At 70.6% G+C, this 20,004-nt stretch carries 17 protein-coding genes and 1 pseudogene; 11 read left to right on the forward strand and 7 right to left on the reverse strand.

From position 1 onward, the window contains the following. Window positions 1-27: 27 nt before the first annotated feature. The gene (locus tag CXR04_RS34450; protein ID WP_101426092.1) at window positions 28-1,116 is read right to left on the reverse strand and encodes a LacI family DNA-binding transcriptional regulator; all 1,089 of its coding nucleotides are present in this window, start codon (window positions 1,114-1,116) and stop codon (window positions 28-30) included. 160 nt (window positions 1,117-1,276) lie between these two features. On the opposite strand from CXR04_RS34450, the gene CXR04_RS34455 reads away from it, so the two are divergent. Then, a complete protein-coding gene (locus CXR04_RS34455; protein WP_101426093.1) occupies window positions 1,277-3,412 on the forward strand; it encodes an amylo-alpha-1,6-glucosidase in 2,136 nt (711 codons plus the stop codon). Window positions 3,413-3,530: 118 nt separating this feature from the next. Here the strand turns inward: CXR04_RS34455 and CXR04_RS34460 are convergent, their stop codons facing one another. Genes CXR04_RS34460 through CXR04_RS34470 form a run of 3 tightly spaced genes read right to left on the reverse strand, consistent with a single transcriptional unit; the run spans window position 3,531 to window position 7,185 of the window. Further along, a complete protein-coding gene (locus tag CXR04_RS34460) occupies window positions 3,531-5,645 on the reverse strand; it encodes a xanthine dehydrogenase family protein molybdopterin-binding subunit (RefSeq protein WP_101426094.1) in 2,115 nt (704 codons plus the stop codon). Then, entirely contained in the window at window positions 5,642-6,640 is a 999-nt protein-coding gene (locus CXR04_RS34465) for an FAD binding domain-containing protein (protein ID WP_101426095.1), read from the reverse strand. Before CXR04_RS34465 ends, CXR04_RS34460 begins: the two co-directional genes overlap by 4 nt. After that, a complete protein-coding gene (locus CXR04_RS34470) occupies window positions 6,637-7,185 on the reverse strand; it encodes a 2Fe-2S iron-sulfur cluster-binding protein (RefSeq protein WP_101426096.1) in 549 nt (182 codons plus the stop codon). Before CXR04_RS34470 ends, CXR04_RS34465 begins: the two co-directional genes overlap by 4 nt. A gap of 491 nt (window positions 7,186-7,676) precedes the next feature. Between CXR04_RS34470 and CXR04_RS34475 the strand changes: the two genes are divergently transcribed. The 4 genes from CXR04_RS34475 to CXR04_RS34490 all read left to right on the forward strand — a co-directional run bounded on the left by CXR04_RS34475 (window position 7,677) and on the right by CXR04_RS34490 (window position 11,939). Beyond that, on the forward strand, window positions 7,677-8,432 hold the full coding sequence (locus tag CXR04_RS34475; protein ID WP_101426097.1) for a (5-formylfuran-3-yl)methyl phosphate synthase: 756 nt from the start codon (window positions 7,677-7,679) through the stop codon (window positions 8,430-8,432). A gap of 8 nt (window positions 8,433-8,440) precedes the next feature. Beyond that, complete coding sequence (locus CXR04_RS34480; protein WP_101426098.1) at window positions 8,441-9,844, forward strand: aldehyde dehydrogenase family protein; 1,404 nt, start codon at window positions 8,441-8,443, stop codon at window positions 9,842-9,844. A 2-nt stretch (window positions 9,845-9,846) separates the two neighbouring features. Beyond that, window positions 9,847-10,953, forward strand: coding sequence for an NAD(P)-dependent alcohol dehydrogenase (locus tag CXR04_RS34485; protein ID WP_101426099.1), 1,107 nt, complete (start codon window positions 9,847-9,849; stop codon window positions 10,951-10,953). Between the two features lie 80 nt (window positions 10,954-11,033). After that, entirely contained in the window at window positions 11,034-11,939 is a 906-nt protein-coding gene (locus CXR04_RS34490; RefSeq protein ID WP_101426100.1) for a class I SAM-dependent methyltransferase, read from the forward strand. A 148-nt stretch (window positions 11,940-12,087) separates the two neighbouring features. Here CXR04_RS34490 and CXR04_RS34495 read toward each other — a convergent pair whose 3' ends face one another. Next, window positions 12,088-12,621, reverse strand: coding sequence for an EF-hand domain-containing protein (locus tag CXR04_RS34495; RefSeq protein WP_101426101.1), 534 nt, complete (start codon window positions 12,619-12,621; stop codon window positions 12,088-12,090). Window positions 12,622-12,969: 348 nt separating this feature from the next. On the opposite strand from CXR04_RS34495, the gene CXR04_RS36980 reads away from it, so the two are divergent. Next, window positions 12,970-13,347 carry an SMI1/KNR4 family protein gene (locus CXR04_RS36980; protein WP_442802436.1) on the forward strand — a complete coding sequence of 126 codons (378 nt, stop codon included), beginning with the start codon at window positions 12,970-12,972 and terminating at the stop codon, window positions 13,345-13,347. Between the two features lie 28 nt (window positions 13,348-13,375). Here CXR04_RS36980 and CXR04_RS36310 read toward each other — a convergent pair. Beyond that, window positions 13,376-13,498, reverse strand: a pseudogene (locus CXR04_RS36310) (alpha/beta fold hydrolase); the annotation flags it as partial. A 134-nt stretch (window positions 13,499-13,632) separates the two neighbouring features. Here CXR04_RS36310 and CXR04_RS34510 point away from each other — a divergent pair. From CXR04_RS34510 to CXR04_RS35025, 5 genes are all read left to right on the forward strand, one after another. After that, window positions 13,633-14,268 (forward strand): dienelactone hydrolase family protein, encoded by a 636-nt coding sequence (locus tag CXR04_RS34510; protein ID WP_101426102.1) that lies wholly within the window; start codon window positions 13,633-13,635, stop codon window positions 14,266-14,268. 377 nt (window positions 14,269-14,645) lie between these two features. Beyond that, a complete protein-coding gene (locus tag CXR04_RS34515; RefSeq protein WP_101426103.1) occupies window positions 14,646-15,446 on the forward strand; it encodes a MerR family transcriptional regulator in 801 nt (266 codons plus the stop codon). After that, window positions 15,443-16,654 (forward strand): glycosyltransferase, encoded by a 1,212-nt coding sequence (locus tag CXR04_RS34520; protein ID WP_101426104.1) that lies wholly within the window; start codon window positions 15,443-15,445, stop codon window positions 16,652-16,654. Before CXR04_RS34515 ends, CXR04_RS34520 begins: the two co-directional genes overlap by 4 nt. Before the next feature lie 735 nt (window positions 16,655-17,389). Continuing rightward, entirely contained in the window at window positions 17,390-18,409 is a 1,020-nt protein-coding gene (locus CXR04_RS34525; protein ID WP_101426105.1) for a DUF4331 family protein, read from the forward strand. Between the two features lie 353 nt (window positions 18,410-18,762). Next, window positions 18,763-18,936 carry a hypothetical protein gene (locus CXR04_RS35025; RefSeq protein WP_159072431.1) on the forward strand — a complete coding sequence of 58 codons (174 nt, stop codon included), beginning with the start codon at window positions 18,763-18,765 and terminating at the stop codon, window positions 18,934-18,936. Between the two features lie 390 nt (window positions 18,937-19,326). Here CXR04_RS35025 and CXR04_RS34530 read toward each other — a convergent pair whose 3' ends face one another. Further along, entirely contained in the window at window positions 19,327-19,965 is a 639-nt protein-coding gene (locus tag CXR04_RS34530; protein WP_101426106.1) for a TetR/AcrR family transcriptional regulator, read from the reverse strand. Window positions 19,966-20,004 lie beyond the last annotated feature (39 nt).

Consider the following 20,004-nt stretch of genomic DNA (forward strand, 5'->3'; position numbering starts at 1 on the left):
AGGGGGTACGGCTCGGTGCCGTACAGCTCAGTGGCGTGTGCGCGGCTGCGGCCCCGCGGCGGGGCCCGCGGAGTCACGGACGACGAACGAGGGCGGCAGCAGCAGCCGTTCGGGCGCGCGGCCGGAGTCGGCCATACGGGCGAGCAGCAGCCGGACGCACTCGCGGCCCGCGGCGTCCAGCGGCTGCGCGACGCTGGCCAGGCTCGGCGTGAGCAGCGGCGCCGCGGGGGTGTCGTCGAAGCCGGTGACGGCCACGTCCGCGCCCGGCCTGAGGCCGCGGTCGGCGAGCGCCCGGTAGCAGCCGACGGCCAGGGTGTCGCTGGCCGCGACGACGGCGGTGGCGCCGGCGTCGAGCAGCGGGCCGGCGGCGTGCCGGGCGGCCTCCACGTCGTCCTCGCTCTCCGCGCGGCGGCCGCGCACCGGCAGCCCGTGGCGTTGCAGGGCGCGTTTCCAGCCCGCGGCCCGCTCGTCGCCGGTGCCGGAGCCGCGTGGCCAGCCGAGGAAGGCGATCCGCACGTGGCCCAGGCCGACGAGGTGGTCGACCGCGGCGTCGGTGCCGGCGGCGTTGTCGATGTCGACCCAGTCGCCGACCTTCCGCCCCGACCACATCCGCCCGAAGGCGGCGAACGGCACGCCGTGCCCGGCGAGCCACGCCTGCCGGGGGTCGCCGTGCGCGGTGCCGCTGAGTACGAAGCCGTCGACGTTGTGGGTGTCCAGCAGCTCCTGGTACGCCTCCAGCAACCCGGGCCCGGTGGGGGCGGCGAACAGCAGGATGCGATGGCCGGCCTCGTCCGCGGTCTGGGAGAGCGCGTGCAGAAAGTGATCGAGCACCGGGGTGGCGGTACCCGGCGGCACGGGCTGGATGCCGTAGCCGAGGAGTTTGCTGGAGCGGGTGCGCAGGGTCTGCGCGGCGCGGTGGGGGCGGTAGCCGAGGGCGTCGATGGCCTGCCGTACGCGCTCCAGGGTGTCGGGGCGTAGCAGGTCGGGCGAGTTGATGGCGTTGGAGACGGTCTGCGGGGAGACCCCCGCGCGTGCGGCGACCATCGCCAGCGTCACGTTCCCGGTCGCCCCTGCCCGCTGGGGCGCTCCCGCCCGTTGGCCCGACAGCTCTGCCATGGCTGTCCCTCCTGCGCCGTGCTCCGGTGACAGTCCGCGGAGCTCCGTGAAGCCGCTGAAGCACCGTGGGTTGGAGCGATCCAAAGGATTGTGATCCATTTGAACTGCGCTTACATTTCTTGGAACGCTCCAATGCCTCAGAGATTGGTCCTCACCTGAGATGAGTGTCAAGACCCCGGAGGGGACCGGCGTCGAATCGGCCTCTCAAGCGGGCCTGCAGCCCTTCCTGCACGACCGTGTCGTCACACTGCATGCGCCGGCCTTCGCCGTCTCCCGGCCCGACGGGCAGTTGCACGACGGCGCGGACGGCTTCTACCACGGCGAACGCCGCGCCCTGGCACGGCTGTCGGTCTCCGCCGACGGCGTGCCCGCGGCACCGGTCTCGGGAGGGCTGGAAGGTGCGGACCGCGCGCTGTTCCGCACCGTGCTGCGCGGGGTCGCCGAGACCACCGCCGACCCCGCCGTCGTGCTGGAGCGGCGGCGCGCCACCGCTCCGGGCCGGCTGACCGAGTCGCTGCGGGTGCGCAACTCCGGCCGGATCCCGGCGCTGATACGGCTGACCGTGGACGCGGGCACCGACCTGGCCACCATGGAGGAGGTCAAAGCGGGCCGGCCGCCGGGCCAGGCCGCTGCCGCGATCGACGTCGCCACCGGCACCACGCTCGTCTGGACCGACGCCACCGTGACGGTACGGCTGACCGGCTCCCCGGCGCCCACCGGCATCGAGGCCGGCGCCTCCGGGGGCCGGTTGCACTACGACGTGGCGCTGGCCCCCGGCGACGTCTGGGACGCCGACCTCGTGTGCACCGCCGAGGACGCCGAGGGCGAGCCGTTCCCCGCCGCGGCCCCCGGCAGCCCACCCTGGCGCACTCCCCGGGTACGCAGCGCCGACCGCCGACTCGACGTCTGGCTCGACCGGTCCCACGCCGACCTCGAACGGCTGCTGCTGGCCGATCCCCGGCGCCCCGACGACCTGTTCCTCGCGGCCGGGGCCCCCTGGTTCGCCACGCTCTTCGGCCGCGACTCGCTGTGGGCCGCGCGGATGCTGCTGCCGCTCGGCACCCGGCTCGCCGCAAGCACGTTGCGGATCCTGGCCCGCCGCCAGGGCACCGTCACCGACCCGGCCACCGAGGAGCAGCCGGGCAAGATCCTGCACGAGGTACGCCGCGCGGGCCTGTGCCTGTCCGGCAGGTCCGCGTCGCTGCCGCCCGTGTACTACGGCACGGTCGACGCCACCCCGCTGTGGGTGACCCTGCTGCACGACGCCTGGCGTTGGGGTCTGGACCCGGCCGAGGTCGAGGCGCTGCTGCCGCACGCCGAGCGGGCCCTGACCTGGATGAACGAGTACGGCGACGCCGACGGCGACGGCTTCCTGGAGTACGTCGACACCACCGGCACGGGCCTGGCCAACCAGGGCTGGAAGGACTCCGGCGACGGCATCCGGTTCCGCGACGGCCGGCTCGCGGAGCCGCCGATCGCCCTGTGCGAGGTGCAGAGTTACGCCTACGAGGCCGCCCGGGGCGGCGCCGCGCTGCTGCGTGCCTTCGGCCGCCCTGGCGCGGAGCGCTGGGAGGAATGGGCGGAACGCCTGAAGTCCCGGTTCCGCGAGGCATTCTGGGTCGAGGACGCCCGTGGCCCGTACCCCGCCGTCGCGCTGGACCGCGACAAACGCCCCGTCGACTCGGTGACGTCGGGGTTCGGGCATCTGCTGGGCACCGGCCTGCTGAATCCCGAGGAGAGCGCTCTGCTGGCCAAGCGACTGGCCGAAGCCGACCTCGACTCGGGCTTCGGGCTGCGCACGCTCAGCAGCGACTCCGGCGGCTACAACCCGCTCGGCTACCACATCGGCTCGGTCTGGCCGCACGACACCGCCATCGCCGTGCACGGCCTCGCTCGCGCCGGCTTCCCCGAGCCCGCGGCAGCCCTGGCCACCGGACTGCTCCGAGCCGCCGGCGACTTCGACGCCCGGCTGCCGGAGCTGTTCGCCGGCTACGGCACGGACTCCGGCAGCCGTCCCGTCCCGTACCCGGCGGCCTGCCGCCCGCAGGCGTGGGCGGCCGCGTCCGTGGTACTGGTACTGCAGTCGCTGCTGGGTCTCACTCCCGACGTCCCGAACGGCACGCTGACGGTCTCCCCGCAGGTCCCCGGCGCCCTCCTCCCACTCCGCGCCGCGGGCCTCGAAGTCGCTGGTGCCCCCCTGGAGATCGTGCTGTCCGCCGACGGCACCCCGACCATTCAGGCGCCCGCGGGAATCACGGTCCAGACCCGCCGCGACGCGACGACGCAGCGGACTTGACCGCAGCCTCTGTGGTGAGGCGGGTGTGGCACAGGGGGGAGAGCGTCACCAGGTTCAGCCCACGGGTCCGAGGTCGGATGCCGCGCTGGCCGCCTCGCCTGGTGCGGCCGTAGGGCCGTCATGCGCCGCGCAGTGTGTCCAACGCTTCCAGCAGCTTGTCCGGTGTCGCCGGCAGGTCTCGCACGCGTACCCCGGTCGCGTTGAACACCGCGTTGATCACGGCGGACGGTGAGCCCACGATGCCGATCTCGCCAATGCCGCGGGTGCCCATCGGGTTGGTGTGCGGGTCCTCCTCGTCCAGCCAGATGGCGTCCATGTCGCAGACGTCCGCGTGCGCGGCGATGTGGTAGTCGGCGAGGTCGTTGTTGACCACGTGCCCGGTGCGGGGGTCCAGCACTGCGTGCTCGTGCAGCGCCATGGACAAGCCCATGGTCATGCCGCCGAGGAACTGGGACCGGGCGGTGCGCGGGTTGACGATCCGGCCTGCGGAGAAGACGCCGAGCATCCGCGGCACCCGGATCTCGCCGGTATCCACATCCACCCGCACCTCGGCGAAGTGCGCGCCGAAGGAGTGCAGCGCGTACTTCTTCCGGTCCGGGTTCTCCGGCATCCCCGCGCGGGATTCGGCGCCCGGATCCGGGTCGTCGCCGTGCTCCTGGCGGAAGGTACGGACGGCCTCGACCACCGTCGAGCCCCAGGAGGCCAGGCCGGAGGAGCCGCCGGCCACCGTCGCCGGCGGCAGCGTGGTGTCTCCGATCAGCAGGGTCACGTCGTCCGGCGCTGCGTCCAGCGCGTCGGCAGCGATCTGGGTGAGCGTCGTCCAGGTACCGGTGCCGATGTCGGCCGCGCCGATCCGTACCGTCCAGCGGCCCTCGCCGTCGAAGACGACCGAAGCCTCGGAACCCGGGCTCGCGTAGTAGGGATAGGTGGACGAGGCCACGCCCAGACCGACCAGGTCCCGCCCTTCGCGGCGGGAGCCGGGGGCGGCGGGCCGCTGGGCCCAGCGAAAGCGGCGGGCCCCCTCGCGCAGGCACTCCACCAGCTTCCGCCCGGACCACGGGCGTCCTGTCTCGGGGTCCTGCGGCGGGTCGTTGCGTACCCGCAGCTCGATCGGGTCCAGGCCGCAGGCGACGGCCAGTTCGTCCATCGCGCACTCCAGCGCGAAAAGGCCCGGGCACTCGCCGGGTGCACGCATCCAGGACGGCACGGGTACGTCCAGCGCCGCCAGCCGGTGCGAGGTACGGCGGTTGGGCGCGGCGTACATCATCCGGGTGCCGGTGGCCGTCTGCTCGGCGAACTCCTTGATGCGGGAGGTGCGTTCGACCACGTCGTGGGCGATCGCGGTCAACCGGCCCGCCGCGTCGCAGCCCAGCCGCAGATGCTGGATGGTGGGGGTGCGGTGACCGGTGAGGGTGAACATCTGCTGGCGGGTCAGGGCCAGCTTCACCGGCCTGCCCGGCACCGCCTTGGCGCACAGCGCGGCCAGCACGTCGTGCGCGTGTGGCATGCCCTTGGAGCCGAATCCGCCGCCGACATGCGGGGAGATCACCCGCACCTGGTCGGCCTCGAGCCCGAACAGCGGGGCGAGGGTCTTGCGTACGGAGTGGACGCCCTGCGTGGAGGCGTAGAGCAGCAACCGAACCGCGGAGTCCGGCTGCCACACGGCGACCGTGGTGTGCGGCTCCATCGGATTGTTGAGCTCCATCGGCGTCGTGTAGGTGACGTCGACGGTGACCGCGGCCCGGTCCATGGCCGCGTCCACGTCGCCGTGGTCGCTGTCGGTGGGGAAGGCGGGGTTGACGACGTCTGGGGCGTACAGGTCGTCGCGGTCGGCGCGCAACTCGACGTCCGGCTCCTCCTCGTCGTAGGAGATCCGTACCAGGGAGGCGGCGTGTCGGGCGGTCTCCGGACTCTCTGCAACCACCACGCCCACGAACTGGCCGCGGAAGCCGACCCGGCCGGACTGGAGCACCGCCAACTCCTGGTCGCCGGTCTCCTCCAGCCGGGGCGCGCCGGGGTAGGTGAGCACGGCCACGACGCCGGGGCAGCCCTCGGCCGCCTCGGTGTCCACGGCGCTCACCCGGCCGCGGGCGACGGCGGCCTGCAGCGGATGTGCGTACAGCGGGTCGTCGACGGGATGCTCGAACGCATAGCGGGCGGTCCCCGTCACCTTGGCCGGGCCGTCCAGACGTGCCAACGACGCACCGACGGCGCGGGGGCGAAGTGTCGTCATCGCCTTCCCTCCGTGAGGGTTCGCAGGACCCTGACCATGGTGTTGCGGGCCAGCGGCACCTTGTACGCGTTGCCGTTCCGGGCCTCGGCGGCGGCCATCTCGGCTTCGGCGGCCCGGCGGAAGGACTCCTGTGTCGCGGGCGCGCCGCGCAGCGTGTCCTCCGCCCGCTCGGCGCGCCATGGCTTGTGGGCGACGCCGCCGAGCGCGATCCGCACGTCCCTGACGACGCCGGCGTCGTCGTCCAGGTCCAGCGCGGCGGCGACGGACACCAGCGCGAACGCGTAGCTGGCGCGCTCTCGCACCTTGCGGTACGTGGACCGGCGGGTCATCCCGCTTGCGGGCGGCAGCTCCACGGCAGTGATCAGCTCGCCGTGTGCCAGCACCGTGTCGCGCTCTGGCGCGTCCCCCGGCAGCCGGTGCAACTCGGCGAGGGGCAGCGTGCGGGCCCCGTCTGGGCCGAGCACGTGCACCGTCGCGTCCAGGGCGAGGAGGGCCACCGCCATGTCGGAAGGGTGCACGGCGGTGCAGTGCTCGGAGGCGCCGAGCACCGCGTGGTAACGGTCCCAGCCGCCGATCGCGGCGCAACCGGAGCCGGGCTCCCGCTTGTTGCACGGCGTGGTGGCATCCTGGAAATAGCGACAGCGGGTGCGCTGCAGCAGATTCCCGCCGGTGGTCGCGGCGTTGCGGAGCTGCCCGGAGGCACCCGCGAGCAGCGCCCGGGCCAGCGCCGGGAACCGCTCCCGTACGAGGGGATGGGCGGCGAGGTCGCTGTTGCGCACCGTCGCGCCGATGCGCAGTCCGCCGCCGCGCATCTCCTCCACTTCGGCGAGGGGCAGTCGTGACACGTCGACGAGCATCTGCGGCGCGGCGACGCCCAGCTTCATGTGGTCGACCAGGTTGGTGCCGCCGCCGAGGAATACGGCGTGCGGGTGGGCGGCGACGGTGGCCACCGCCTCCTCGGCGTGAGCGGCCCGCTGGTATTCGAAGGGGATCACGAGGCACCCCGGGGCGCCACCGCGGTTTCGCGCAGCGCGGCGAGGATGTTCACGTACGCGCCGCAACGGCACAGGTTGCCGCTCATCCGCTCGCGGATCTCCTCGTCGTCGAGCGGCACGGGCAAGCCGGGCGTGGCCGGCGGCGTCAGGTCTTCGGTGACATGGCTGGGGTGGCCGGCCTCCGCCTCGTCGAGCATGCCGACGGCCGAGCAGATCTGGCCCGGTGTGCAGTAACCGCACTGGAAGCCGTCCTGCTCGATGAACGCCTGCTGCACGGGGTGCAGCCCGCCGTCGCCGAACGCTTCGCCGAGACCCTCGGCGGTGATCACGCGGTCGCCGTCGTGCGCGACGGCGAAGGTCAGGCAACTGAGCTGCCTCCGGCCCTCCAGCAGCACCGTGCAGGCGCCGCATTGACCGTGATCGCAGCCCTTCTTCGGAGAGGTCACCCCCAGACGCTCGCGCAGCGCGTCAAGCAGCGTGGTGCGCACGTCGACCGTCACGGACCTTTCCGTGCCGTCCACCCGAAGGGTGATCCGGTGTTCCATGAGCCACCTCCCGGGCGCTCCGGCGTCGGTCCCAGCACAGCGGGTACCACGCTGCGCGAGGCGAAACCTCGGTGACCGCACCATCCGGGCGCCGATGTGCGCCATCACCCTATACGGACATTAACGACAAAACGGAGCGATCGGGGGTGTCGCCGACCGGTGCGCGCGTGTCGCCGCGCACCAAGCAGCGACAACACCGTCTCCCTTGCCGCCGGCCAGGCCGTCATCCGCCGCAAACAACTCCCCTTGGACGCCCCCGCCCCACCGCCCCCGGTGCGGCCGAGTTATTCACCGACTGGACGAATCATCAGTTATTAACCGATTTTCGCTGATATGTACGGCGCGTTGATGTGGACATGGGCACCCTGGGTACTCTGTGCGCCCTCCCGATCTCCGAGGGTGACGGAAATGATGAGCGCACCGCACATCAGCCAGGTGGTCCGCGGTCCCCGGTCCCTCGGCCGGGCGGACCGGCGGCGAAGGAGGTCAAGGTGTTGCTTCTCATCTCCCCGGACGGTGTCGAGGAGGCTCTCGATTGTGCGAAGGCTGCGGAGCATCTCGACATCGTCGACGTCAAGAAGCCTGATGAGGGTTCTCTCGGCGCGAACTTCCCCTGGGTCATCAGGGAGATCCGCGCAGCGGTCCCGGCGGACAAGCCGGTGTCCGCGACCGTAGGGGATGTCCCGTACAAGCCCGGCACGGTGGCCCAGGCTGCGCTCGGTGCGGTCGTCTCGGGGGCCACGTACATCAAGGTCGGCCTCTACGGATGCACGACGCCTGCTCAGGGCATCGAGGTCATGCGCGCGGTGGTCCGGGCAGTGAAGGACCACCGCCCGGACGCGCTCGTCGTCGCCTCGGGCTATGCCGACGCCCACCGGATCGGCTGCGTCAATCCGCTTGCCGTGCCCGACATCGCCGCCCGCTCCGGCGCCGACGCGGCCATGCTCGACACCGCCGTCAAGGACGGGACGCGGTTGTTCGACCACGTTCCGCCGGACGTGTGCGCGGAGTTCGTCCGGCTGACCCACGCCTCCGGTCGGCTCGCGGCCCTCGCGGGCAGTGTCACGCACGCCGACCTCGGTCCGCTGACCCGCATCGGTACGGACATCGTGGGCGTGCGGGGAGCGGTCTGCGAGGGCGGTGACCGCAATACCGGCAGGATCCAGCCACATCTGGTGGCCGCCTTCCGGGCGGAGATGGACCGGCACGCCCGAGAGCACACCGTCGGCGTCTCTTCCGTGCACTGACCGCCGCCATGCCGACCTCTGAGGCCGATCGCGTCCCCGGACTCCAGGCCGTACGTTTCGCCGTCGTCGACCCGGCCACCGGGGAAGCTTTCGACGAGGCTCCCGATCAGCAGCCGGACGAGTTGGACGCCGTGGTCGACCGTGCCCACCGGGCCTGGTACGGTTGGCGGGCCGACCCCGTCGCACGCACCGCTGCGTTGCGCGTGGCGGCCGGTGCAGTGGAGGCGGCCGGCGATGACCTCGCCCGCTTGCTCACCCGGGAGCAGGGCAAGCCCCTGGCCGAGTCGTACGCGGAGGTCGCCCGTACGGCGGCCCGCCTGCGCTACTTCGCAGACCTCACCCCCAGAACCCGGCGGATCGTCGACGGCCGGCCGCTGCGCAGCGAGATCCGCTGGCGACCACTCGGGCCCGTCGCCGCGATCGTGCCGTGGAACTTTCCCCTCCAGCTCGCGGCGGCGAAGTTCGCGCCCGCGCTCGCGGCGGGCAACACCATGGTCCTCAAACCGTCCCCGTTCACCCCTTTGGCCACCCGGCTGCTCGGTTCCATCCTTGCCACCGTCCTGCCCGAGGACGTCCTGACCGTCGTCACCGGCCGCGAACCCCTCGGTGCCCGTCTCGCGTCCCATCCGGGCATCCGCCACGTCACCTTCACCGGTTCGGTGTCCACCGGGCGGGCCGTCGCCGAAGCGGCGGCGGCCTCGCTCGCCCGGGTCACTTTGGAGCTGGGCGGCAATGACGCCGCCGTCCTGCTGGACGACGTCGACGTGGACCGGATCGCAGACCGGCTGTTCTGGGCGGCGTTTCGCAACTGCGGGCAGGTCTGCATGGCGGTCAAACGCGTCTACGCACCGGCCCGGTTGCACGCCGAGGTCGTCGAAGCCCTCGCCCAGCGCGCGAAGACCGTCGCCGTCGGGGCCGGCCTCGACCCGGACACCCGGCTGGGCCCTGTCAACAACGTCCCGCAGCTCGCCCGAATCGAGCAGGTCACACAGCAGGCTCTCGTGGACGGTGCCCGGGCGGCGGCGGGCGGCCACCGGCTGGACGGACCGGGGTACTTCTTCGCTCCCACGATCCTCACCGATGTGCCGCCCGGCACTCCGGTGGTGACCCAGGAACAGTTCGGACCGGTTCTTCCGGTGCTGCCGTACCAGTGCCTCGACGAAGCCGTCGACGCGGCCAACGGCACCGGCTTCGGACTGGGCGGCTCCGTATGGGGCACCGATCTCGACCGGGCCGAGGCGGTGGCCGAGCGGCTCGAATGCGGCACAGCCTGGGTCAACCATCATGCGGAACTGTCCCTCGCCCAGCCCTTCGCAGGTGTCAAGAACAGCGGGGTCGGCGTCGCGGGCGGGCCGTGGGGGCTGTACGGCAACCTCCGGCCGTTCGTCGTCCACCGCCCGCAGGAGGCGTGACGATGAGGTTCGAGGCGGCCGTACTGCGCTCGTACGAGAACCCGTTCACGGTCGAGGAGGTGGTTCTGCGGACAGAGCCCGCCGTCGGCGAGATCCTGGTCGAGATCGCGGGCACCGGGATGTGCCGGACCGATCTCGCGGTCCGGCGGTCCGCCGGCCGGAGCCCGGTGCCGGCCATCCTCGGCCATGAGGGCGCCGGGGTCGTGGTGCGGACGGGGGGCGGCCCGGACGCCGCGATCGGCGTCGGTGACCACGTCGTGCTGAGCTTCGACTCCTGTGGACACTGCCGGACCTGCCGCGCGGCGGCCCCTGCCTACTGCGACTCCTTCGCTTCCCTCAACCTCTTCGGAGGGCGCAAGGAGGAACCGCCGCGGCTCACCGACGCGACCGGCAAAGCACTGGCACCCCGGTGGTTCGGGCAGTCCTCGTTCGCCGAGTACGCCCTCGTTCCGGCTCGCAACGCCGTACGGGTCGACCCCGCACTACCGCTCGAACTGCTCGGGCCCCTCGGCTGCGGTTCCCTCACCGGCGCCGGAGCCGTGCTGAACACCTTCGGCGCAGGTCCCGGCGACACCCTCGTGGTCTTCGGTGCGGGAGCGGTGGGCCTGGCCGCGGTGATGGCGGCCACCGCCGCAGGCGTACTGACCGTGGCCGTCGACCGGCATCCCGAGAGGCTCGCCTTGGCCGAGCGGTTCGGCGCGACCCCCCTGCCTGCCGCCTCACCCGACCTGCCCGAACGGATCCGGCGGTTGACCGACGGCGGCGCCCAGTACGCGCTGGACACCACGGCCTCACCCCCGCTCATCAACAAGGCGCTCCAAGCCCTGCGTCCCACCGGCAGCCTCGGCCTGGTGGCACGCCTCCACACCCCACTGGCGCTCGAACCGGGCACGCTCGACCGCGGCCGCAGCATTCGCCACATCTGCGAAGGAGATGCTGTACCCGGAGTGCTGGTACCCCGGCTGATCGGACTGTGGCAGGCCGGACGCTTCCCGTTCGACCAACTGATCCGCACCTACCCGTTGGCCGGCATCAACGAGGCCGAACGCGACTGCGACGCGGGCCGTGTGGTCAAACCCGTCCTGCTTCCGGAGAGAACAAGCCGATGAGCGAGGCACGCGGCGGCAAGGACTCACCCCATCAGACAAGTGAGCAGCCCGCATCCCCCACTTCCGCCGACGGAGGAAACATGGCAGGCACGACGCCCCAGCACACAGACGTGGAAGGCGTGGACGGAGGCGTGGGCCTGACCGCCCTCCTGGTCGCCGCGGCACGGGCCATCGAGACACACCGCTACGACAGCCTGGCCCAGGACGCCTACGCGGAACACTTCGTGCGCGCGGCCCCTGCCTGCGCGGACTGGCCGGTGCGCATCGAGCAGGTTCCGGACGGGGACGACAACCCGCTGTGGGGGAGGTTCGCCCGCTACTTCGGCCTGCGGACGAGGGCCCTTGACGACTTCCTCCTCCGGTCGGTCGGTGCGAGCGCCCGCCAAGTGGTCCTGCTGGGAGCGGGGCTGGACACCCGCGCCTTCCGGCTGGATCTGCCGTCCGACTGCGTCATCTTCGAGATCGACAGGGCGAGCGTGCTGGCCTTCAAGCAACAGGTGCTCACGGACCTGTCGGCCGCCCCGAAGGTGAAGCGCGTCCCCGTTCCGATCGACTTGCGCGAGGGCTGGGTCAGCGCACTGACCACGGTCGGCTTCGACCCGGCCGCACCGAGTGTCTGGCTGGCCGAGGGACTCCTCTTCTACCTGCCGGGCCCCGCCGAGACGTACCTCATCGACACGGTGGACAGGCTGGCCGCCGGAGGCAGCGCACTGGCCTTCGAGGCCAAGCTGGAAAAGGACCTGCAGGCGTACCGCGACAGCCCGATCTACACGGCGACGCGTGAGCAGATCGGCATCGACCTGCTCCACCTCTTCGACAAGGGGCCACGACCCGACTCCGCGGGCGATCTGACGGCCAAGGGCTGGTCCACCTCGATGCACACGCCCTTCGACTTCACCCGCCGGCACCGACGCGGCCCTCTGCCCGAGCCCAACGATGCACTGGAGGGAAACCGGTGGGTGTTCGCGCACAAGCCCTCGCCGTGACGCCCGACCGCTCACGACGACGTCGCACTGGGGCTGAGAGCGGGCCCCGGCCGCGGGCCCTGCTCGATGGGACGTCCCCGATGGAAGCCGCAGTTCGGTGACGTCGTAGCGGTGGCGCCCACGGCCGGTAATGCCGCTGACGACCGTGTCAGCCGGCCCGGGCAGCCGCCAGATGGTCGCCCGGGATCCCGGCCAAGTCCGGCGCGTAGTAGTCCTTGATGCCGGCGGCCCACGTAGCCACGGTGATGCGGCCCTCGGCGTCCGGACCGAAGGCGTCGAAGAGGGCGTGGCTGCTCGCCTCCTCGAAGCCGATCGCCCTCATCAGCGATACGAAGAGGGGCCGCTCGATCAGGCCGTCCTCGTCGGGGTCGCCGAGTGCGGAGAGGGCCTCGGCGAACTCGGCGATCGTGGGACCGAAACGCTCGGGGTCGAGCACGAACGGACGGAACTCGTCCACGGTGATCACACCGTCGCCATTGGCGTCCAGTTCAGTGGCCAGCGTCGTCCAGTAGCGGCGGAACGCGGCCCGGATGGCGGCCTTGGCGCCGCCGTCCGAAGCAGCCGCCGCCTCCAGAACACGGCCCGTCATCAGGTCGAAGTCGTCGGAGTCGATGACTCCGTTGCCGTTGGCGTCGAAGAGGGAGAAGACCAGCTCGACCCGCTTGGCGGCCTCATCTCGCATTTCCATCACCTGTCTTCTGCGACCCGACGATTCCGGGCCTTGGGCCAATGCACCCATAGAACCGCCAAGACGAGCCGCAGGCTCTCGATCTTCGCTTCTGGTGACAGAAGGACTACTGAATGCGCGTATGTGACAAGCCGGATGCCGCGCCTGTGACAACCAGACTGCTCCGACCGATCCCATTAGCCAGATCATCGGACGCCGCTGGTGACAACTCCGGCTGGCTGCTGACGCCGATGCCCACCATCGTGCTGTTGATGCTGTGGGGCCGCGCCCAGGGAGGCGCCTGAGCACCACCGGTACACCCGCACCGCAGAACCCGGGCCCCTCCTCATCGCGATCAACTCGGTGGAGTCCCGCAGCAGCGGGCAGGACCTGACCACCTTCGGCACCAACGCTGCCGTGCAGGACGTGGTCGGCTCGCCGGGATGGATCGTCATCGGCGACACCGGCGGTGGGGATCAGGTGGCCGTCGATCTGACGCCGGGCCCGGGGGCCACTTCGGGTCAGATCATCGTGCTCGACCACGAGCAGAGCGTCGGTGGCGGGCTGTTCGCCGAGTCCCTCACCGACCTGGTCCAGGATCCGGAACGGGACGCCGCCATCAAGGTCTGCGCCGACTGGGATCCGCGACCGACCGTCGCCCTGGCGAACGAGATCCTCGGCCTCTGGGAGCGCCCCGATCTCCGAGACCGTCGTCGACGGCGACCTCGGCCCCTGCCGTAGCGACAGACAGGACGGGCCACGCCGTCGACCAGACGTACGACGAGAACGGTGTGCCGTGCAGCAATACCAGCGGCTCCCCGTCCGGGGCGCCGAGGCGGTCCCACCGGACGACGCCGGAGGAGCGTGCACAACGGCCCAGGCTTCCCAGCAGAGCCGCGAGGCTGAATTCTTCCCACGTCGCAGCGACGCGCCGTACGGCGTCTTCGGGTGTGCTCCTGGTTTTGCCCCATCCTTGTCCTGGACCGACCCTCAGCAACACCGTCCCAGAGAAGCCGGGAGGCGACCATGCCCGTCGAGAGCGTGACCCTTCCGATCGCCGGCACGCGGCTCAGCGGCGACCTCGCGGTGCCCGATGAGGCCGCGGGCCTGGTGCTGTTCGCCCACGGCAGCGGCAGTTCGCGGCACAGCCCGCGCAACCAGGCCGTCGCCGCCCAGTTGAACGATCGCGGTTTCGGCACCCTGCTCCTGGATCTGCTCACGCCGGCCGAGGACCAGACCGATGCGGTCACCCGCGAGCACCGTTTCGACATCACCCTGCTGGCTCGCCGGCTCAGCGGCGCTGCCGACTGGCTCGCGGCCCGCGCCACTGATCTGCCCATCGGGCTCTTCGGCGCCAGCACCGGCGCCGCGGCGGCCCTGATCACCGCGGCCGAGCGTCCCGAGCTCGTACGGGCCGTGGTCTCCCGCGGCGGCCGCCCCGATCTCGCGGGCGGCGCGCTCGCCGAGGTACGCGCGCCAGTCCTGCTGCTCGTCGGCGGCCGGGACGACGCCGTGATCAGGCTCAACGAGGAAGCCGCGCAGCAACTCACCGCACCACACGAACTGCGCGTGATCCCGGGCGCGACGCACCTGTTCCCGGAGCCGGGCGCGCTGGAGGAGGTCGGCGACGCGGCGGCGGACTGGTTCACGCGGATGGCCTAGCCCCACTGACCACGCAGCGCGGTCCGCGGCGGCGCGCACGGAAGTCCCCCGCGACCCCGGAGAGGGCTCGCGCAGCGCAAGGCCGTGATCCGCTCGTCGCGTCGCTGCCGACCATGAACAAGACTCGTGCAGAGCGTCGTCGCAGGCCGCATGCCAGCTATTGGGGAACTCCAACAGGGACGGCTTCGGGGAGAACCTGCTGGGGCCCGGTTCGGATTCCGTGGGCCACGGGCGGCACCCCCTCCTCGCCAGAACCTCAACGAATGATCTCTGCGTCTCTCGTCACCGAAGCGGCCCGCGCATGCCCCGCTTCGAGCGCGAGTTGACCCTCCCCTTACGTCAGGCTTGAGGCTGTATGCCGACGAAAGGGCAGGTGGATGAGCTACTCCGTGGGGCAGGTCTCGGCCTTCGCCGGCGTGACAGTGCGGACACTGCATCACTACGACAAGGCGGGACTACTGTCGCCCAGTGACCGCAGCCACGCCGGATACCGGCTCTACAGCGAGGCTGACCTGGTCCGTCTCCAGCAGATCCTCTTCTACCGCGAGCTCGGCTTCCCCCTCGACGAGATCGCGGCGATCTTCAAGGATCCGCAGGCGAACCCCCTGGAGCGGCTACGGGCCCGGCAACGGGAGCTGACCGAGGAGATCGCCAGGCTGCAGCGGCTGGCCGAGGTGGCGGAACGGGCGATAGAGGTCCAGAAGACCGGAGTGTCCCTGACTCCTCAAGAACGCTTCGAGGTCTTTGGTGAGGTCACCTTCGACCTGAGCTATGCCACCGAGGCAGATCTGAAATGGGCGCGATCGCAGGGGAAGCACGAGGCGATGACACGCGCGGCTGCCCACACCAAGGAGGATTGGCGTCAGCTCATGGAGGAGGCCGCCGCCTGGCGCGCCGAGCTGCTCGCGGCCTTCGACGAGGGGGAGCCGAGCGACGGCGAGCGGGCCATGGACCTCGCCGAGGAGCACCGCTTGCATGTCGCACGCTGGTTTGCCGCCTGCCCGCCTGACATGCACCGGCGCATCGCGGACGACTTCATCGCCGACCCGCGCGCCTTCGCTCTGGTCGTACCGCCCTCGCAGCAACGCCCGGGCCTGGCCGCGTATACACACCACGCGGTCTACGCCAACGCGGCCCGCCACGCAGGTGGCGGGAGCGTTTTCGAGGAGGGCCGATGAGGATCCTGATCGCCACGGCCGGATCGCGCGGCGACGTCGCCCCCTACACGGGCCTGGGTGCTGAACTGCGCAGGGCCGGGTACGACGTTGCCCTCGCCGCCACGGACACCTTCGCGCCCCTCGTACGCGACGCAGGGCTGGAATTCCGCTGTCTGCCTGGCGACACACGAGTGCGCGGCGGCACAGGCAAACGTGAACTGATGCGGACCGCTGCCGCGTTCATCACCGACCTTGGTCAGGGCTTCGCGGATGCGGTGGACCAGGGCACGGACTTGCTTCTCCTGTCGACCACTACGGCCCCGCTCGGCTGGCACCTCACCGAGGCCATGGGCATACCGAGCCTCGGCGTGTACCTCCAGCCCACCGCACCGACCGGCGACTTCCCGCCCGTCGTGACAGGCTCCCGCTCGCTGGGACGTCTCGCCAACCGAGCAACCGGACGCTTCGCACTGCGGATGGCCGACCGCGTCTACGACCAGGCGGCCGCAAAGCTGCGCCACCGCCTTGAGCTCCCCCCGGCCTCCCCCTCCGAGATGCGTCGACGACAGGAACAGGCGGAGTGGACCGTTCTGCACGGCTTCAGCGCGACCCTGGTGCCCCGTCCCTCCGACTGGCGTTCTGGCCTGAAGGTCGTAGGCAACTGGTGGCCCCATCATGATGAATCCGAACGGCTGCCTACCGAGCTTGAGGACTTCCTGTGTGCCGGGCCCCGGCCCGTCCTCATCGGCTTCGGGAGCATGGCGTCCGGTGACGGGGAACGGCTGAGCGAGATCGCTGTACGAGCCCTGCGCCACGCCGGGCTGCGGGGAATCCTCCAAGCCGGCAGCGCCGAACTCGCCGCCGACGGGGACGACGTGCTCACCATCGGGGATGTGCCGCACGCCCTGCTTTTTCCACGGCTGGCCGCGGTGGTCCACCATGGTGGGGCCGGCACCTCGGCCGCCGCGCTGCGCGCCGGAGTGCCTGCGGTCACCGTGCCGGTGACCGGAGACCAGCCGTTCTGGGCGAGGCGACTCGCCGCCCTCGGCGCCGCCACCGACCCGATCCCCTTCCGGTCCCTTACCGCAGAGAGGCTTGCCGACTCACTTGAACAAGTGGTGAAGCAGCAGGCACACAGCCAAGCCGCCGCAGGAGCGGCGAAACGTCTGGTGACCGAGAACGGAGCAGGTCAGACACTTAAGATCATCCAGCAACTGGCCGACGGATGACACCAATGGGCAGGTGGACGGTATGGCAGCCCAGGGCGGGGTGACGTCTCCACCGACCGAGGAGTTGATGGAGGCGGCGGAACGTCGATCCGCACCGCAGAGGCTTCCATTCTCAGCGACGGCCGGCCTTCGACATCAGCCCGCGGTACCCAGAGCGCCTGATCGCCGAAGCCTGCCGCGCGGGTTCGCTTCGGGCGCAGCGTCCGTTCCACCCTTGCCGTGGGCCTGGTCAGGGCTGCTGATGTACGAGGTGGTGCTGCAGGTCGAAGTGGTGGAACTGGTTGACCGGCCCGTCCTGCCGCAGCACGGCGCGATCGTGGACATGGTGCAGGAACGCCATGAGATCCCGCGGGACGTTGCGGCGCACCATCAGTAGGCCGGCGGCGCACCACACCGGACTGCCGCAGCCGTCGCAGCCGCCTCCCCACCGACGTACCAGACCAACGCCGCGGCCGGCGGAATCGAGTTCGTCGCCCGGCGCCGACCCTGAAATGCGCGTGCTGGGCCGGACAGGATCGTGCCAAGCAGGTTCGCACTGATCAGTCCGCGCCGTGCAGGTCCTTGCCGGTGAGCCGTTCGAGCGTTGATTGACGGCCGCGCCTGCGCATTCGATGGCCGGACTGCTCCGGCGGCTAGCGTGGATTTACCCCAGGTGGGGGTGTACCTCACGCGCCCAAGAACGGCCGTTTGAGGGCTCTAGCGGTTTCCGACGGGCAGACAACGTAAGGGCCTGACATGTCCAACCACTTCACCGGCCTCAGCCTCGGGCCACCACTAGGCGACCAGCGCCTCGATCTGTGTGACCTGTACGCCTTCGGGGCACCCGGAGATCCGAGCAGGACCGTTCTCATTCTCAACGCCAATCCCCACGCAGATGCCATGCACCCCGACGCCGTCTACCGCCTGAACATTGACAACGACGGCGATTACCTGACCGACCACGCCTTCAGTTGGGTCTTCAGCCCGCCGGCATCCGATGGCTCGCAGACATACAGCGCCTTCATGGCAACCGGTGCGGAGTCCCGCAGGCCCGAGGCGGTCGGCACCAAAATCGTGTCGGACGCCGCCGTCTCCTTCGGGCCCCGGGCCAACGTGGTCAGCAGCGGCGATTACAAGGTCGCTGCCGGTAGCCGCAGTGACGCCTTCTTCTTCGACTTCGACGGAGTCAAGAATCTGTTCGACACCAGCGGCAAGCGGAACTTCACCGCGCCGCATCTGGGCGGAAAGTCCCCGTGGACCGGCATCGACTCCAACACCAAGGCCAATGTCTTCTCCATGGCCATCGAGCTGCCAACCGCGCAACTGGCCCCCAAGCCCGAGTTGCACATCTGGGGCCGGTGCAGCGTCCTGCGCGATGGCGAACTCGTTCACGCGGACCGCGCTGGGCACCCGTCAATGAGCAGCTTCTTCAACACTGACGACACGAAGGAGGAGTACAACGCCAGCGAGCCGGTCAACGACCGGGCCAGGTGGACGGATCAGTTCGTCCACCTGCTGGGCCACACCGGCGGCTACTCGCGTGAGGAGGCGATCGCCGCGCTCGACGAGCACGGCCTTCTGCCCGACGTGCTGCACTTCAACCCGTCCATGCCTGCTGCGTACCCGAATGGCCGCACATTCAGGGAAGACGTCATCGACATCCGCGTCGCGTTCCTCACCAAGAACGAGGCGCCTCCGACCGGACTGACGCCGCACACCGACATCCTGGACCGGTTCCCGTACCTCGGCGACCCGCATCCGGCAACCACCTCCTGACGGACTTCGTGAGGATGTGCCGTACCCAGGAGTCCCACGACCTCTTCGAGCCGGCCGAGTTCGCGATCCGCCTACGGCCGGGGGAGTCCTGACCGGCAGACGCCCTGTGCAGCCTCGCGGGCGCGGCGGCCGCGCTCCTTGAAGTTCTTCCCCTGCGGGCCTTCGGCGGCGATGCCGAACACCTGCTGCTCGGTGGCGCCTTGCTCTCGGGCGGGCGGCGCAGTGCGGCGGGAAGCCTTCGGTGATGCGCTTCAGCCGGGGGTCGTCGATGCTGCCGAATTCAGTGCAAGCCGTCCAAGGGTAGTCAGCCGGCGGGGGCTGGCGGCCAGGTGGTGGAGAGTCCGCGTCGCCCCATGCTGGAGATCGCCGGGGCGTGCGGAGATCGCACGGCGGTGGTCATCTGGGAGCGGGGCAGGGTGGGACTGGCCGAAGATGGACGCGGCGATGGAGATTCTGCGCTACCTGTACGACGCATTGAGCTGCAGTTGCAGGCGGCCGAGGCCGAGTCGGTGTTGTCCGATGAATAGCCGGCGGTGCCGGAGGAGTGGTTGCGCCGTGGGGCAATGCCACGCAATCGCAGGCCCAGCGGTAGCGGATCGTCCTGGCCTGCGGGGCAGGGTGTCGAAAGAGATGCGCCTTTATCGGAACGCCTCTCCCGCGTACGGGTGGACGTGGCCGGTTCCTGAGGCGTTGAGGGCTGAGGGTCGCCATTCTGCCGTTAAGGGCTGTCCCGCAATTGGCCTTTGGCTTCGATCGGCTGCAGGGGCCGCGGGCTATCGGGCGCGCCTCCGTCGCGAAGGCGGCAGTTCCAAGAGTTCCGGCACTGTGCGTGAGCGATTGCGTGCTCAACGGGGTCGAACGTCTACCCGTGCGGGAGGTGTCGGGTGGTTACGCAGAGCGGTGGGGCATCTGGTGTCTTAGGCGCCGTGGGTCCCTGGCGTGCCGTATCGGGCGAGCATGGTCAGCACCGCTTGGTCGACCGCGTCGGTAATGGCGGAGTCGTCGGGCTCCCAGTGTGCGAGTAGCATTCGCGGCCAGAACACGTAGTTGGAGATCATCCCGAGGAATTGGGTCGCTGCCATCTCCGCATCGTCAAGCCGGGCTGTACCAGCGGCGTTCTCCGCCGCCAGATAGCGGCGGACCGATTCGAAGTAGGGCATCTTGCCGAGCTTGAACTGGGTCTCGCCGAGCTCGGGGAAGCGCGGTACCTCAGCGATGACGATGCGGAAGAGGGCGGCCATGCCGGGCTGGGTGAGAAGCGCCACGTATCGGCGTCCGATGGTCTCAAGCCCTGCACGTAGGTTTCCTGGCTCAGGGAGAGGCGCCTCCTCCTCGTCGACCTTCCAGTATTCGGTGACGATCGCCTCGAAAAGGGCCGCCTTGGTGGTGAACTGCTTGAACAGAGTCGCCCTCGACACTCCGGCCGCCTCGGCGATGCGGGCCAGCGAGGTGCCGTCGTAGCTGGAGTCGAGGAACAACTTCGTCGCTGCCTCGATGATGGACGTACGCTTCTGCGCTGCCACGCGCCGGTGGTACTCCGAAGGCTGTGCCGTCATGCCTCCAGTATGCCTCTCGCTACGAGGTGAGTCACTTGA

Origin of the sequence: Streptomyces sp. CMB-StM0423 (genome assembly GCF_002847285.1) — a bacterium.
Taxonomy (GTDB): domain Bacteria; phylum Actinomycetota; class Actinomycetes; order Streptomycetales; family Streptomycetaceae; genus Streptomyces.

Bases quoted from the DNA above. Each gene is read 5' to 3' on its own strand.
- CXR04_RS34525 (WP_101426105.1), top strand. From the start codon at position 17,390: ATGTCCAACCACTTCACCGGCCTCAGCCTCGGGCCACCACTAGGCGAC.
- CXR04_RS35025 (WP_159072431.1), top strand. From the start codon at position 18,763: ATGCTGGAGATCGCCGGGGCGTGCGGAGATCGCACGGCGGTGGTCATC.
- CXR04_RS34470 (WP_101426096.1), bottom strand. From the start codon at position 7,185: ATGGAACACCGGATCACCCTTCGGGTGGACGGCACGGAAAGGTCCGTG.
- CXR04_RS34460 (WP_101426094.1), bottom strand. From the start codon at position 5,645: ATGACGACACTTCGCCCCCGCGCCGTCGGTGCGTCGTTGGCACGTCTG.
- CXR04_RS34520 (WP_101426104.1), top strand. From the start codon at position 15,443: ATGAGGATCCTGATCGCCACGGCCGGATCGCGCGGCGACGTCGCCCCC.
- CXR04_RS34480 (WP_101426098.1), top strand. From the start codon at position 8,441: ATGCCGACCTCTGAGGCCGATCGCGTCCCCGGACTCCAGGCCGTACGT.
- CXR04_RS34485 (WP_101426099.1), top strand. From the start codon at position 9,847: ATGAGGTTCGAGGCGGCCGTACTGCGCTCGTACGAGAACCCGTTCACG.
- CXR04_RS34515 (WP_101426103.1), top strand. From the start codon at position 14,646: ATGAGCTACTCCGTGGGGCAGGTCTCGGCCTTCGCCGGCGTGACAGTG.
- CXR04_RS34455 (WP_101426093.1), top strand. From the start codon at position 1,277: ATGAGTGTCAAGACCCCGGAGGGGACCGGCGTCGAATCGGCCTCTCAA.
- CXR04_RS34510 (WP_101426102.1), top strand. From the start codon at position 13,633: ATGCCCGTCGAGAGCGTGACCCTTCCGATCGCCGGCACGCGGCTCAGC.
- CXR04_RS34530 (WP_101426106.1), bottom strand. From the start codon at position 19,965: ATGACGGCACAGCCTTCGGAGTACCACCGGCGCGTGGCAGCGCAGAAG.
- CXR04_RS34490 (WP_101426100.1), top strand. From the start codon at position 11,034: ATGGCAGGCACGACGCCCCAGCACACAGACGTGGAAGGCGTGGACGGA.
- CXR04_RS34450 (WP_101426092.1), bottom strand. From the start codon at position 1,116: ATGGCAGAGCTGTCGGGCCAACGGGCGGGAGCGCCCCAGCGGGCAGGG.
- CXR04_RS34495 (WP_101426101.1), bottom strand. From the start codon at position 12,621: ATGCGAGATGAGGCCGCCAAGCGGGTCGAGCTGGTCTTCTCCCTCTTC.